The sequence below is a fragment of the Pseudomonas sp. NFACC14 genome (genome assembly GCF_900106885.1).
Lineage (GTDB): Bacteria > Pseudomonadota > Gammaproteobacteria > Pseudomonadales > Pseudomonadaceae > Aquipseudomonas > Aquipseudomonas fluorescens_AA.
The window spans coordinates 254300-268928 of the sequence record NZ_FNOA01000006.1; the positions used below are offsets into that span (position 1 = coordinate 254300).

The window sequence follows — 14629 nt, forward strand, 5'->3', positions numbered from 1 at the left end:
TGCAGATTATGGAGCAAGTCGGGTGTCAGGAAAAATCCTCAAGCCTTCCATCCTGTGGGAGCGAGCTTGCTCGCGATAGCGGTGGGTCAGTTTGCATCAATGCTGGCTGACAGTCTGCCATCGCGAGCAAGCTCGCTCCCACAAGGGGATTGGGCCTCTTGGGTAACTGACCACCAGCGCGGCAATAGGTGCTGCACCCTGGTCTCGCCGAACCGATCATCGATCAGTATCACCACCCCGCGATCCTGTTGGGTGCGGATCACGCGGCCTGCCGCCTGTACGACTTTCTGCAAGCCGGGATACAGGTAAGTGTAGTCATAGCCATCGCCGAAGATCGCCGCCATGCGTTGCTTCATCTGCTCATTGACCGGGTTGAACTGCGCCAGCCCCAAGGTGGCGATGAACGCACCGATCAGGCGTGAACCCGGCAAGTCGATGCCCTCGCCGAACGCGCCCCCCAGCACCGCAAAGCCAATGCCTTGGCTGTGTTCCATGAATCGTTCGAGAAACGCCTGCCGGGGCGCTTCGCCCATGCCCCGCGATTGCGTCCAGAGGGCGATCTGCGGGTGCCGCTCGGCAAACAGCCCGGCCACTTGCTGCAAGTAATCGAAACTGCTGAAAAAGGCCAGGTAGTTGCCCGGGCGCTCGCTGAACTGGCGGGCCATCAACGTGACAATCGGTTCCAGGGACGCCTGGCGATGGACAAAGCGTGTGGAGATGCGGCTGACCACCTGTACGTCCAACTGCTCGGCCTTGAACGGCGATTCGACATCGATCCACACCGTGTCGCCCGGCGTTCCCAGCAAGTCCGCGTAGTAATGTCGAGGGCTCAGGGTCGCCGAAAACAGCACGGTGCTGCGGGCCGCCGTCAGCCTGGGCCGCAGGAACGCGGCCGGCACCACGTTGCGCAGGCACAGCGTCGACAGGCTGCGCTGGCGGCCGAGTTCGCGCTTGTGGATGTCGAACAGAAAGTGCTCGTCGAAGGCTTCCGCCACCCGGCCGAACTGCAAGGCGTCGAAGTAGAACGCCTGCAAGCCGCTGTCCAGGCCCAGGGGGTGATCGTTGAGGTAATCGCCGATGGCGGTGGTGCAGGTGGCCAAGGCCTGGAGCAGCTTTTCCGGCAGTTTTTCATAGGCCTGATAGGCCGCCACCTGGGGCGTATGCAAGGCGTTCCACTGGCGATTGACCCGCTCCAGGGATTTCTTCAGCGGTTCGGGGGCGGTTTTGCGCACGCTGCTCAACGTGGCCTGGTCAAGGGCCGCGCTGTACATCTGTCGTCCGCGCTCCACCAGGTTATGAGCCTCGTCCACCAGGGTCGCGACCGTCCAGCCATTGGCCTGGGCCAGGCCAAAGAGCAAGGCGCTGAAGTCGAAGTAATAGTTGTAGTCGGCCACCACCACGTCAGCCCAACGGGCCATTTCCTGGCTGAGGTAATACGGGCACACCTCATGGGCCAATGCAATGTCGCGCAATGCCGCCTGATCGAGCAAGCAGACCTGGCTCGCCGCCGCCCGGGCGCCCGGCAGGCGGTCATAGAAACCACGGGCCAGCGGGCATGACTCGCCATGGCAGGCGTTGTCCGGGTACTCGCAGGCTTTGTCCCGGGCGATCATTTCCAGCACCCGCAACGGCATCGAGGGCGCGCTGTGGGTAATCACCCGCGCCGCATCCAGGGCCAGCTTGCGCCCCGGGGTTTTCGCCGTGAGAAAGTACACCTTGTCCAGTTGTTGCGGTGCCAACGCCTTGAGCATCGGGAACAAGGTGCCGACGGTTTTGCCGATGCCAGTGGGCGCCTGGGCCATCAGGCAGCGGCCGGTACTGATTGCCTTGAACACCGATTCGGCCAAGTGCCGTTGCCCAGGCCTGAAGCCCGCATGGGGAAAGACCAGCGCCTGCGCGCCGAGGTTACGCGCCTGCCGATGGGCCATTTCCTGCTCGGCCCAGGCCAGGAACAGCGCGCATTGTGCTTCGAAGAAGGCTTGCAGCTGAGCCGCCTCGAAGCGTTGGGTGAGGCAGGTTTCCTTTTCGCTGACGATGTCGAAATACACCAGGGCCACGTCGATGTGCGGCAACTGCAACTTTTGGCACATCAACCAGCCATAGATTTTCGCCTGGGCCCAATGCAGCTGGCGATGGTTGGCCGGCTGCTTGCCCAGGTCGCCCCGATAGGTCTTCACCTCTTCAAGGCACTGGCGGACCGGGTCGTAGCCGTCGGCCCGGCCCTTGACCGTCAATGTTTGCCAGTGACCTTCGAGGGCCACTTCAGCCTGATAACCCTCGGTGCGCCGCGAAGCAACGGTGCGATGGCCGGCGATGCCTTCCAAGGCCGTCGGCGAGGGAGTGAAGCGCAGGTCAAGGTCGCCCACCTTGGCGGTGAACTCACACAGCGCCCGCACGGCGATGCTGTAGCTGGGTGTCGGGCTCATGTGCACCCATCGCGAGCGAGCTCGCTCCCACAGATGATCTGGGGTGGTTGCTCACTTCCACAGGTATTCTGCGGTGGTTCGTCTTCTGTGGGAGCGAGCTCGCTCGCGATGACAGACGCTGCCCATTGCACATAGCAAACGGCGACGGGCATCTGGTGCTCGTGACAGAACTCCAGCCAACGCAGCTGGTTGTCTTGCAGGCGATCACCGGGGCCTTTGACTTCGATCATGCGGTAAGTCTTGTGCTGCGGCCAGAACTGGATCAGGTCCGGCATGCCGGCGCGGTTGGCCTTGATGTCCAGCAGCAGGCGCTGGAACCAGTGCTTGAGGTGCTCGGCCGGCAGGCAATCGAGGGCCTGTTCCAGCAAGGGCTCGGACAACGCGCCCCAGAACACGAAAGGCGATTGCACGCCCCACTTCTCAACGTAACGACGACCGATGGTCTGGCGATAGCGGCCATCGTCCAACTCTGCCAGGCAGGCTGCGAACAACTCGGCGCGGCGTGCATGGAAGTCCTCATTGAGCAGGTCGACCGGCCCGCGCTGGAACGGGTGGAAAAACGCGCCCGGCAACGGCGCGAAGATCGCCGGCCAGCACAGCAGGCCGAACAGTGAATTGATCAGGCTGTTCTCGACGTAATGCACCGGTGCGGTTTCATCGTGCAAGTGGGCCTGGACGTGGTATTCCACCGACAAGTCCGGATCGACGCGCGGCAGATGCAGGTCAAGGCGCTCCATTTCCCTGGCCATGACCCGTGGCACCGGCGGGCCGCCCAGCTTGCGCCGCAGGCGAGGCACGATCCGAAGCAAGGCCTGGGTTTCGGCAGCGCTTTGCGGTGTCTGCACCGCCGCCTCGCCCAATTCAAGGGCCAGGGCATACTCGCCGACTCGCTCCAATACCCGGATCATCCGCAGCCGCGCGCCCGGGTAGGTGCAATCGCGATAGATACACAAGGCCAAGGCGAAATCGCCGATACGCTCGCCATGCTGGCCGATCTGGAACAACAACTTGCCCCGGCGTCGCTCCAGCCACGGATTATCCAGGGACAGTTCGTTGACCTGGGCGACGATATCGTCCGGGGACTCGCCAGCTTCGAAGCGTTGCTGGCAGTCGTGCAGGAACAGACAGGCATCGACGTCGTCGCGACTGCGCAAGCCCCGTGACTCGGCGCTGAACTCAACGGTTTCGTAGGTGAAAATGCCCAGGTCTGCCAGGACGAATTCCGACCAATCCTGGTAGAGGTTGCCAAAGAACATCAAGCGCAGCCTGTCGCACAGAGGCATGATCGTCAGGCTGTACAGGCGGTCGTCAAGCTGCGGACACCAGGTGCGAAAAGGCTGGAGCGGGCTGGGGTGATTATCCAGGGCCTGGAGCCATTCGGCCTTTTTCGCCTTGGGCTGTTCGATCAGGTGGCCCAGGCACAGAAGGATTTCCGCCTTGAGCAGCACGTCGAACAGTTCAAGGAGCCCGATGGGGGCTTGTTCCTCGACCCATCCCAAGGCCAATAGCGGCGCGACGGCGGCGCCAATGTCGCCGATTTCCGGGTAACTAAGCTTGCCATGACGAAACCGCAGGCCCTTGCGCATCACCATCCGCACCAACAAGCCTTGGGAAGCACGGGGCAGCGCTGCGAAATCGTCGATGAAGCGCTGCTCTTGGTGACTGAGCACGTCCGCATAACGCTGGCTCAACCACGCGAGCACTTGCTGGAAGTTGTTCAGGTAGTAATACGGATCGTCGAGAGAACGGGTTGCCACGGGAAGAAACGCCAAGGGTGTCGGAGGTACTGGTTATGCATACAGATAACAGCTGTAAACCCCTCAGGCAACCGCAAAAGATGAACGGTCTCCTATATTTAACGTGAAATCCTTCACCCAGCGATGAACTTTCCTACGGCAAGCGAGACCAATGGCGGTTAGCTAATGTGATGGCGCGGTCGAATCAGTTGCTCCGTGTCCTTTTGATTGAGAGGTTATGGTTATGAACATCAGGTTTCTGGGCGTGCCCCTGGTCGCCGTGGCATTTATGGCTCTGGCTGGCTGCGCGTCGCCCACGGTAGTGACCTTGCAAAACGGTACCCAGTATTTGACCAAGGACACCCCTAACACCCGCACCGCCGACGGTTTCTACGAGTTCGAGGATATTTCCGGCAGGAAAGTCCGGGTCCGCGCCGATGATGTGGCAACCATTCGCAAGGAAGACTGATTTCCAGGCCTGTAGGCAGCCATCGCGAGCAAGCTCGCTCCCACAAAGTCCGGTGGTGAACACAAATCTTGCGTACACCTGTGAGCCACTGTGGGAGCGAGCTTGCTCGCGATAGCGATCTCAGGCGAACACGATCCCTTCGCCGCCAACCTGACCGATAGCAACCCCCACCAGGGTCACGGAACTGTCACCGACCTTGAGCAGCGTGTCATTGCCCACTTGTGACAGGTGCTCACTGTAGTCATGACCCGCCCCGGCGCCGGGTACGCCGAGGAACACCAGCTTGTCCCCTGCCTTGTAACCGCTGATCCGATCCTGGCCGAACGCACCATTGAAAAGAAAGGTGTCGCTGCCACCGCCCGATTGCATCAGGTCATTGCCCGCACCGCCAACGAAGGTGTCGTTACCCGCGCCGCCCACCAGTACATCGTTGCCGCCCTGGCCGAACAACCAATCACCCTTCGCGCTCGCCACCAAAGTGTCGTTGGCCGCACTGCCCTTGACCGAAGACGCATACGCCGTCAGGTTGCCGCCTGCCACCAGGCCATCGACGGTGACGCCGTGGCTCACCTCATCCTTGAGCAGCCCCCAGAACAATCCGGATTCCTTACTGACCAGCGTGCCGATGTCGCGGGTGATGCTGATCCCGCCATGGGCATCGCGCAGGTACAGCGTCCCAGCCCCGTCATGGGCGAAACTGAAATCCGTCACCGACTGCTGCAGTTGCAGGCTGTTGCTGCCCTGCCCGCCCAGTATCACGTTGTAGCCACCGCCATCGCGAAAGGTGTCGTTGCCGGCGCGGCCTTCCAGGTAATCGTTGCCCTGGCCGCCCTGGATCAGGTCGTTGCTGTCGCTGCCGATGATGAACGTGCTGCCGGTATGGGTTTGAGCGTTGCGGTTGAGGTCCTGCACCCAGGTATTGGCCCGCGCGGGGTCTGACAGGTTGGCAACGATAATGGTGGAGTCTTTTTCGGTGAGGTCGTAGAACGCCGAGCCCATGATCCGGCCCATGCCATCGCTGTAGCCGCTGGGCAGGTGGGAAATCCAGGTGGGGATGTTGAGGATGGAAAACGGCAAGACGTTCCATGCCGCCGAAGCGTAGTGGTCGTTGAAGCTGACGATGTTGTTGGTGGCCGACGCCTGTTGCCCATCGTGCACGCCCACCGATGCGAGGTTGAACGTCGAGCCGTCCAGGGCGCGGAACACCGGATCGTTCTCGTAACCGATGTTCAAGACCTTGTCGGTGCTGCTCTGGGTCGGCGAGGCGTAGGCGATGTAGTTGGCATCGGCGTAGAACCCCGACCATTGGCTGGCGCTCAAGTCCGCCAGGCTGTTGACCGCCAACCCGCCCAGGCTGTGGCCGCTGACCAGCACGTCCGCGCCCGTCAGGCCATGGGCCTGGGCAAACTTCGCGACGTCCCCCAGCAGGTTGCCAAAGGCTTCGCCGGCGTAGTTTTTCGCAAAGTCCTTGGGCCCCAGGGCGGCCATCAGGTCGTTGATCACGTCGCCAATGGAATCGCCAATCAGGTTTTCCCGAGGGCCGCTGGTGCCGCGAAACGACACACCGATTTCCTGCAGGTGACCCGCGGTGTCGTACTTGCCGAGGATCTCGACCTGCGCGGTGGTGTAGCCGGCTTTTTCACCAAAAAACGTCCCGCGGCCATCCACCTTGCCGGCGTAGCCCAGCTGCGTGGCGCTGATGGGCGTCCAGCCAGCCTTCTGCACCGCCTCCAGGGCCAGTTTTTCCGAGTCCGGGTTCCACGGCACGCCGGGAATCACCCCTTGGGAATCGGTGCCCCCCAGCAGCGCGGTGACCAGGGTCGCCGGCAGGCCGGCACCGAAGCCGTTGTGCTGGTACCCGGCGGCAAAGCCGTGGTCGAGGTTGTGATAGGCGTACAGCATGATCGCCATTGCGTCGCTGACCAGTGCCTTGGATTCGGCGGTGCCGAGGTTCTTGTAGTCGTAGATACCCATGGTTGTTGCTCTCTTTTTGTTGTTGGAATGCTAGAACCGGGTGGCCTGCGGCCCGTAGGAGCTGCCGAAGGCTGCGATCTTTTGATCTTTCGCTTGAGATTCAAGTGTCTGGGGAAAGATCGCAGCCTCGTTGCACTCGACAGTTCCTACATGGCTCCTACATGCCTCCTGCGCAGCTCTTGAACGCACAGAAGTGCGTGTTGAGTTCCTTGGTCAGAACTGCCAATCCAGGGTCAGGCCCACGCCGTGGGTTTTATCCCGGGAGCCGATCAGGCCGTTGTAGTCGAGGTTGACCCGCGCATCCTTGGCGACCGCGAGTCCGGCACGGGCGCCGACCACGGCGGCGTTACGGTCCATGGACACGCTCTGCACCGCGAAGGTATTGCTGCCGCCGGCGAAGGCCAGGTCCTGTTCGGACGTGGTATGGCTCAGGTTGTGCTGCCAGCCGAGGGAGCCGGACAGCTGAAGTTGCTGTCGATCCGACAGCGCCAGGGTGTGGCTGGCCCGCACGCCCAGGGTCGAGAGCACGGCATCGCGGCGGTCGTCGCCACTGTGCAATGCCGCGTTGTCACCGTTCTCATGGAAACTGTCGCTGTCCAGGTGCACATAGGCCAGGTTGGCGAACGGCTCCAGGGCCACCGCTTGCCCGTCCAGGCGATACGCCGCTTCAGTGAAGAGCTGGGTGGTCCGGGCATCGCGCTTGGTTTTCTCCCGGCCACTGACGTCGCCCCATCGCAGGTCACGCTTGACGTCGATGCGATGCCAACTGTGGGCGCCGCCGACGGTCAGGCGCAGCGCGTCGATCTCATGCCCCAGATAGACACCCAGGTGATAGCTGTCGGCCTTGGCCGAGGAATGGGTGCCATCGCCCATGCTCAACGAACTGTCGCTGTAGCCGGTGACGAAGCCCAGGCGTGTCTGGTCGCCGATCAGGCCATCGACACCGGCCAGCAACCCACCGATGGAGCTGGTGGTACTGGCTTGATCATGCCCGCCCTCGTTCTTGCCCCAAGCCCCCAATACTTTGAACCAGGCATTGCTGTTGGCGTCGGTCGGCGTACCGGCGTCGTAGAGCGCGTCCTGGCGCAGGCGATCACCCACGGCGTCGCGCAACTGACGGCTGTCATTGATCAGCAGCGTGCCGATGGCCGGATGGATTTCACCGGACAACTGCTGGAACGCCTGCTGTGCCACAGCGGCGCTGGGCGCCAGCAGCAAGGCTTCGTACAACCCGTTGCCAGCGCCCAATCCCTCGGCGGCAGTGGCCACGGAACGCTGGTTGGGCGTCAAGCCGAGGCTGGCAAATGACGCGTCGTTACGCTCGACCGCCAGTTGAATGCCGTTGGCGCTGTACGCCAGGTCACCCCCCAGAAACGCGTAGTTGGGCAAGACTTGCGCGAAACGCCCATCAATGCCACCGGCGGCCTGCAAGATATTGAACTGCCTGCCCAGCAGGCTTTTCACTTCCCCAGCCGTCAGCAGCGTCGGGCTGTTTTCCAAGGACAGCGACACCGTCGCCCCGTCAATGGACGCCTTGCCGCCCGCCACGATCAGGTCGCTGGAGGTGGGCGAGACTTCCACCGCGTAGTTCGAACCGGGTTGGAAGGTCACGTCGCCGGCTACTTGCAAGGTGCCGATGGAGTTGCCCGGCGCCACGCTGCCGCCGCGGATGGCGGTCAGGCTGGCGATGCGCCCGTTGCCGCCGAGGATGCCGCCGTCGTTGACGATAACCGCCGACGCCAGCGAGCCATTGATCGCCAGTCGCCCTTGATTGACCAGGGTCGGCCCGCTGTAGGTGTTTTCGCCGGTGAGTACCAGGGTGCCGATGCCTTCCTTGGTCAGCCCGCCGTGACCGCCGATGTCGTTGCGCCAAACGTCCAGGCCACATTGGATGCCACTGCACACCCGTTCCGTGGGTTTGCCAGCATCGATGATCGCGCCGATGCCCGGCAAGTCCGCCACGAACTGACCGGAACCATAGGCGCCATCGATGCGAAACTCCTCCGGGATGTCCTGTTCGGTCACCAGCATCGATGGACCGTCGATGGCCTTGCCGAGGTTGATCATGCCCCAGCCGTACAACGAATCGACGCCCGGCGCGCCCATGTCGGTGGCGGTGGTACGCAGCACGCTCGCGACCTGGGCGCCGGTCATGTAGGGGAAACGCTCCATCAATACCGCCACGCTGCCAGCGACATGGGGCGCGGCCATGGACGTGCCGCTCTTGTTGGCGTAGCCCACGGTCAGGTCGTCGGCACGGGTACCGCCGATCACGGCGCTGTAGACCCGGGTGCCCGGTGCCGACACGCAGAAACTGGCGGTGTAGCCGCAGCGCGACGAAAAGGTACTGATGGTGTATGGATTGGCGCTGGCGGTGTCCGGGTTGACCTGCAGCGCCGCCACGGTGAGCCAGTTCGGCGCGATGTCCGGGACGAAATACGCCAGGCCCGCGATGGCATCGGGATTGTTGAGGTTGTAGTCGTTGCCCGCGGCGAAGATCGTCACGATCCCGCTGCCCGCCGCCGCGATGGCCCCCTCGTAGGCGCCGCCGGGCTTGGTGCCCAACAGCGGTTTGATCTGATCGAATTGCAGTTGCGCATCCTGCACGGTGAAGTGCGGGAACGCCGGATCGCGGCCACCCTGGTCGAAACGGTCGGTGATACCAATGCCCCAGCTGTTGTTGATGATCCGTGCGCCGCTGGCGATCAACGCGTCCCAGCCGGCTTTGTACACGGCGCCATCGTTGCCGCGGATGATGCCGTCTTCGGGCCCCGGGTCGCCGTTGTCAGCGCTGATGATCTGCGCATCGAACGCCACGCCGTGCATCGGGCTGCCGTCGCGACTGCCGGCGGCGATCCCGCCGACATGGGTGCCATGGGACCCCAGCTTACCGTCCGAGCCGACGGTGGGTGAACCGTCGTAGCGGAACGGATCGCCGGCCTTCACCGGGATGTAGGGGTCGGTGTATTCACGAATGCCGCTGGTGACCAAGGTCACGACTTTGCCGGTGCCGGAGAACTCTGGATGGGCCGCGTAGACCGGCTGGTCGAAGATCCCCAGCTTGACGCCCTTGCCGGTGTATCCGGCGGCGTAGGCCTGCTGCGCGTTGATCGCCCCCAACCCCCATTCGGCGTTGAATTCGCCGCTGCGCCAGCTGTCCGGGTCACCCGCCCTGCCGCTCTCGACATAAGGCGCCGCCTGGGCCGTGCCCAAGGTCGCCAGTGCGCAGAGCATGGCGTGGTTGAGGGCCTTGAGCAGGAACGGGCGACCTGCCGGCCTGGGGTGTTTTTTGTTATCGATTTTCATCACGAACCATCCTTAGTTGTTGTAAAAATCCTGGGGGGCGCGGCCTGATGGGACCTGTCCTGGCCTAGTGGCTTGCTTTGACCTCGGCCTTTGCCTTTGTGGCGAGGGAGCTTGCTCCCGCTGGGCTGCGCAGCGGCCCCAAAAAAGCTTGCGAGCACTCCGCACTCGAGCGGGAGCAAGCTCCCTCGCCACAGGTCATTGAATGGGCGCCCGGGACACAAACGCCTCATCCACCTTCGCCAGGTCCTGCGGGCCGAGGGTGCCGGCGTAGTAATGCAGCTTGGTCCAGGCCATGAGGTAGTCGTAGCGGGCCTGGGCCAGGTCGCGGCGAGTGGTGTAGAGCTGTTGCTCGGCATTGAGCGCGTCGAGGTTGACCCGCTCGCCGCCGAGGATGCTTTGCCGGGTCGATACCACCAGCGCTTCGGCGGAGTTGAGGGCTTTCTGGTAGGCGCGCAGTTTGTTCATCCCCGACACGCAGGCGCTGAACTGACGACGCAGTTCGATCAGCGTCTCGCGGGTCTTGGCCTCCAGCTCGTATTCGGCCTGCTCCATGTTGCGGCTGGCCTGGCGGGTCGACGCCGAGACACCGCCGCCGGCATACAGCGGCACGCTGACTTCCAAGCCGATGGTGTTGGTGTCGTAGCGCTGGTTGTAGGTGTTGCCACTTTCCGATTCGTTCTGGCGCATTGTTGCGTAGGCATTGACCTTGGGCAGGTGTCCGGCGCGGTTGCGTTCGACCTCGAAGCGCGCCACATCCACCGCCTGGCGCTGGGACGCCAGGCTGGGGTTGTTGCTCACCGCCAGTTCGTGCCAGGTGTCGAAACTGGCCGGCTGCAAGGCAAAGGTCTGGAAGGTGTCGTGCAAAGGCGCCAGATCGCCGATATCCAGGGTCGGGACGCCTATCAGCGAGCCGAGTTCACGCAAGGCGGCGTCCTGCTCGTCCCGCGCCTCGATTTCTTCGGCGATTGCCAGCTCATAGCGCGCCTGCGCCTCGAGGATGTCGGTACGCGTGCCTTCGCCCTGGCGAAACAACTGTTGGTTCTGCTGGAATTGCTGCTCGAACGCCTTTTTCTTGGCCTGGGCAATGTCGATCTGATCCTGGGCGAACAACGCCTGGGTGTACTGACTCAGCACCCGTACCAACAGCGCCTGGCTCTTGTCCCGAAAACTTTCATCGGCGAACAATGCCTGGGCCACGCCCTTTCGGTAGGCCGCGTACGCTTCGTAGTCCAGCAAGGGTTGTTGCAGCGTCAGGCTGGAGCCGTAGCTGCTGTAGTTGCGATCGTCATGCTGGCTGGCGCCACGGTCATTGAGGTAGGTGACCTTGGATTGGTTGCGGCCCTTGTTGTAGCTGTAGCCCAAATGCGGCAACAGCCCGGCACGGCCAATGGCACGGTTCTCCAGGCCCGCGTCGCGCGCCTTGATCGCGCCCAGGTAGACCGGGTCATTGCGCAGGGCCTGCTCGTAGAACTCGAAGGGCCCCATGGCCCAGGCGTTGCCGCACACGGAAACGGCCAGCACGGCCATCCAATAGAAACGCTTCATACCGCCAGACATCCTTATTCTTCGGTCAACGCAGAGCCGGCTCGGTCGAGCAGCGGTTTGAACAGGTAGTTGAGCAACGAGCGTTCGCCGGTCCGCACGAACATTTCGGCCGGCATGCCGGGTTTGATCACCAGACCGTTGAGCTTGTCCATCGCCACGTCGCTGACGCTGCTGCGCAGCACGTAATACGGCGCGCCGGTCTTCTCATCGAGCATCTGGTCGGCGGAAATCAGGCTGACTTCCCCCGGCACCCGCGGCGTACGGTTCTGGTTGAAAGCGGTAAACAGGATGTCCACCGGCAAATGCGGGCCGACCTTGTCGATCAGGTGCACCGGCAGGTGCCCTTCCACCTCCAGCCGCGTGCCCTGGGGGACGATTTCCAGCAAGGTGTCGCCCTGGCGCACCACTGCGCCTTCGGTGTGCACGCCCAGGTTCACGGCGATGCCGTCGGCGGTGGCGAGGATTTCGCTGTGTTGCAACTCGAACCCCGCGGATTTCAGTTGCTGTTGCAGGGTTTCGCTCTTGAGTTGGGCGTCGGCCAACTGACTGCGCACTTCTTTCTGGTATTCCTCGTTGTGCTGCTGCAACTTCAGGCGCGACTCGACGATCCCCTGCTCCACCCGCCCGCTTTCGCCGCTGTTCTGCGCCAGTTCCTGCTGCACCTGCGACAACTGTCGCTGATAGTCCAGCAGGCGGTTGCGCGGGATGTAGCCGTTGTCCGCCAAGGGCTGCAGGTTGCCCAGTTGCAGACGCAGGGATTCGGCCTGGGCAGTCAAGTCGCCGCGGGCCCGACGCATGCCGGCCAATTGCGCCGTGGCGCCCTCGATGCTGGCACGCAACCCCGCCTGCTCCCGGGCGAAGGCTTCGCGGCGACTGCTGAACAGTTGCCGCTGGCCTTCGAGCACCAGGGCCAGGCGTGGATCGGGATCGCGACTCAGCTCAGCCGGGAAACTCACCTGCAACAGGTTGTCTCGCTCGCTTTGCCAGCGCGCCAGGCTGGCCCAGGTCATCCGGTACTGCGCCTGCAGCGATTGCACATCGGCGGCGGCTTGGGTCTGGTCCAGGCGGAACAGCGGCTGGCCCTGCTTCACCGCCTCGCCTTCGCGCACCAGGATCCGGCTGACCACGCCGCTGCTCATCGATTGCACGGCCTTGCGCTTGCCTGAAACCACCACGGTGCCTTGCACGGGGATGCCTTGGTCCAACGGCGCCAGGCTGGCCCAGGTGAAAAAACTGCCGGCACCCACCAGCGCCAGCACCCAGCCCATACGGGTGAAGAAACGGGCGTCGCGCTCCGGGCGTTCAACGTCTTGAGCCTGTTCGAGGTTCATCTGGCATTCCTTGCTCATGCGCCACCCGGTTTGCTGGCAGCTTGGTACTGGCGACTCATGCTCAGCCCGTTGGGGGTTGCCTGGGGACGGTCCCGTTGTGGTGTCTCCGATTGGCCGGACAGCGCCCGCAGTACTTCCTGGCTAGGCCCGAAAGCCTGGAGCCGGCCTTCGTTGAGCACCAGCAGTTTGTCGGCCTGGGCCAGCGCCGAGGAGCGATGGGTCACCAGCACGACGCTGGTGCCCTGGGCCTTCATCTGCGCAATGGCACCGGCGAGCGCGGCTTCGCCAACCGTGTCGAGATTGGAGTTGGGCTCATCGAGCACCACCAGGCTCGGTCGGTCGTACATCGCCCGGGCCAGCGCAACCCGTTGCTTCTGCCCGCCGGACAAACCGCCGCCGTCCTCCCCCAGCACCGTGTCATAGCCCTGGGGCAGGCGCAGAATCAGCTCATGAACCCCGGCCTGTTGCGCGGCGGCGACGACTTTCTGCGGATCGGCCTCGCGAAACCGGGCGATGTTCTCGGCGATGCTGCCGCTGAACAGTTCGATGTCTTGGGGCAGATAGCCGATGTGTGGGCCGAGCTGGTCGCGATTCCAGCGATGAATGTCAGCCCCGTCGAGGCGCACCGTCCCGGCGAGGGTCGGCCACACGCCCACCAATACCCGGGCCAGGGTGGACTTGCCGGAACCGGACGCCCCCAGCACGCCCAGTACGTCCCCGGCGGCCAGGCTGAAGCTGACCTGCTGCAGTGTCGCGTTGCGTTGCCCCGGTGGGCCGGCGCTAACGTGTTCAAAGCTCACTTGGCCCTTGGGCGCTGGCAGTGTCATGCCGTCGTCCTGGGGCGCAAACGCCTGCAACAGCGCATCGAGACGGCGGTAAGCCAACTTGGCGCCGCTCCACTGCTTCCACACGGCAATCAATTGGTCGATGGGGCTCAACACCCGTCCCATCAGGATCGACCCGGCAATCATCATCCCGGCGGTCATGTCGCCCTTGATCACCAGCAATGCGCCCAGGCCCAGCACCAGTGATTGCAGGCACAGGCGCAGGGTCTTGCTCAGGGAACTGATCACCGCGCCGGTATCGCTGGCCTGGTTTTGCAGGCCGAGAAAGCGTGAGTGCACGGCAAACCAGCGGCTGCGCAGCGCCGCGAGCATGCCCATGGCCTGGATCGTTTCGGCGTTGTGCAAATGGCTGGTGGCCAATTGGCTGGACTGTTGCGAGTAGACGCTGGCCTGCCCCAAGGCTTTCTTGGTCATGGCCTCGTTCAGGCACGCCAAGCCGATCAACAACAGCGTGCCGACGGAGGCGAACACGCCGAGCCACACGTTGAACAGGTAGATCACCAGCAGATAGACGGGAAACCAGGGCGCGTCGAAGAACGCGAACAGCGCCGGGCCGGTGAGGAATTGGCGAATATGCGTGAGGTCGCCCAGGGATTGCCCGGCGTTGCCTTCACCCTGGCGCAGATTGCGCTCGAACGCGGCCCGGTACACCTGAAGGTTGAAGCGTCTTTCCAACTGGCTGCCGATGCGGATGACCACGAAGCTGCGCACCATTTCCAGCAGCCCGATGAACACAAAGAAACCCACCACCATCAACGACAACATCACCAGGGTGGTTTCGTTCTGTGATGACAGCCCGCGGTCATACACTTGCAGCATATAAATCGAAGGCGCGAGCATCAGGACGTTAATCAGCGCGGTAAAACAACCGACACTGATCAGAATACTTTTATAATCGCCCAGCGCTTTAAACAGCGGCGCCGAGGCAGCGCTCCTTGCCTTGTTCATGAACCTTCCTTGTTGTTGGCTTTGCCAGCGAACTGGCCGTTAGTTCAAC

8 protein-coding genes are annotated in these 14629 nt (G+C 63.1%); 1 reads left to right on the forward strand and 7 read right to left on the reverse strand.

Annotated features, from left to right (window positions below):
- Positions 1-86: 86 nt before the first annotated feature.
- Both BLU85_RS12640 and BLU85_RS12645 read right to left on the reverse strand, forming a co-directional pair.
- On the reverse strand, positions 87-2426 hold the full coding sequence (locus tag BLU85_RS12640) for an ATP-dependent DNA helicase (RefSeq protein ID WP_092199863.1): 2340 nt from the start codon (positions 2424-2426) through the stop codon (positions 87-89).
- Entirely contained in the window at positions 2423-4183 is a 1761-nt protein-coding gene (locus BLU85_RS12645) for a VRR-NUC domain-containing protein (protein ID WP_092199866.1), read from the reverse strand. Before BLU85_RS12645 ends, BLU85_RS12640 begins: the two co-directional genes overlap by 4 nt.
- A 223-nt stretch (positions 4184-4406) precedes the next feature.
- On the opposite strand from BLU85_RS12645, the gene BLU85_RS12650 reads away from it, so the two are divergent.
- Complete coding sequence (locus BLU85_RS12650; RefSeq protein WP_060743223.1) at positions 4407-4631, forward strand: YgdI/YgdR family lipoprotein; 225 nt, start codon at positions 4407-4409, stop codon at positions 4629-4631.
- 120 nt (positions 4632-4751) lie between these two features.
- Here BLU85_RS12650 and BLU85_RS12655 read toward each other — a convergent pair whose 3' ends face one another.
- The 5 genes from BLU85_RS12655 to BLU85_RS12675 form a co-directional block, all read right to left on the reverse strand.
- Entirely contained in the window at positions 4752-6605 is a 1854-nt protein-coding gene (locus BLU85_RS12655) for a polyurethane esterase (protein WP_092199869.1), read from the reverse strand.
- Between the two features lie 213 nt (positions 6606-6818).
- On the reverse strand, positions 6819-9839 hold the full coding sequence (locus BLU85_RS12660) for an autotransporter domain-containing protein (RefSeq protein ID WP_371914236.1): 3021 nt from the start codon (positions 9837-9839) through the stop codon (positions 6819-6821).
- Positions 9840-10106: 267 nt separating this feature from the next.
- Positions 10107-11456, reverse strand: a complete 1350-nt coding sequence (locus BLU85_RS12665) for a TolC family outer membrane protein (protein WP_092199875.1) — start codon at positions 11454-11456, stop codon at positions 10107-10109.
- A gap of 14 nt (positions 11457-11470) precedes the next feature.
- Positions 11471-12805 (reverse strand): HlyD family type I secretion periplasmic adaptor subunit, encoded by a 1335-nt coding sequence (locus BLU85_RS12670; protein ID WP_092199878.1) that lies wholly within the window; start codon positions 12803-12805, stop codon positions 11471-11473.
- Complete coding sequence (locus BLU85_RS12675) at positions 12802-14580, reverse strand: type I secretion system permease/ATPase (RefSeq protein WP_092199881.1); 1779 nt, start codon at positions 14578-14580, stop codon at positions 12802-12804. The genes BLU85_RS12670 and BLU85_RS12675 overlap by 4 nt, the downstream gene beginning before the upstream one ends.
- Positions 14581-14629: the final 49 nt, after the last annotated feature.

Bases quoted from the DNA above. Each gene is read 5' to 3' on its own strand.
- BLU85_RS12640 (WP_092199863.1), bottom strand. From the start codon at position 2,426: ATGAGCCCGACACCCAGCTACAGCATCGCCGTGCGGGCGCTGTGTGAG.
- BLU85_RS12650 (WP_060743223.1), top strand. From the start codon at position 4,407: ATGAACATCAGGTTTCTGGGCGTGCCCCTGGTCGCCGTGGCATTTATG.
- BLU85_RS12655 (WP_092199869.1), bottom strand. From the start codon at position 6,605: ATGGGTATCTACGACTACAAGAACCTCGGCACCGCCGAATCCAAGGCA.
- BLU85_RS12660 (WP_371914236.1), bottom strand. From the start codon at position 9,839: ATGCTCTGCGCACTGGCGACCTTGGGCACGGCCCAGGCGGCGCCTTAT.
- BLU85_RS12665 (WP_092199875.1), bottom strand. From the start codon at position 11,456: ATGAAGCGTTTCTATTGGATGGCCGTGCTGGCCGTTTCCGTGTGCGGC.
- BLU85_RS12670 (WP_092199878.1), bottom strand. From the start codon at position 12,805: ATGAGCAAGGAATGCCAGATGAACCTCGAACAGGCTCAAGACGTTGAA.
- BLU85_RS12675 (WP_092199881.1), bottom strand. From the start codon at position 14,580: ATGAACAAGGCAAGGAGCGCTGCCTCGGCGCCGCTGTTTAAAGCGCTG.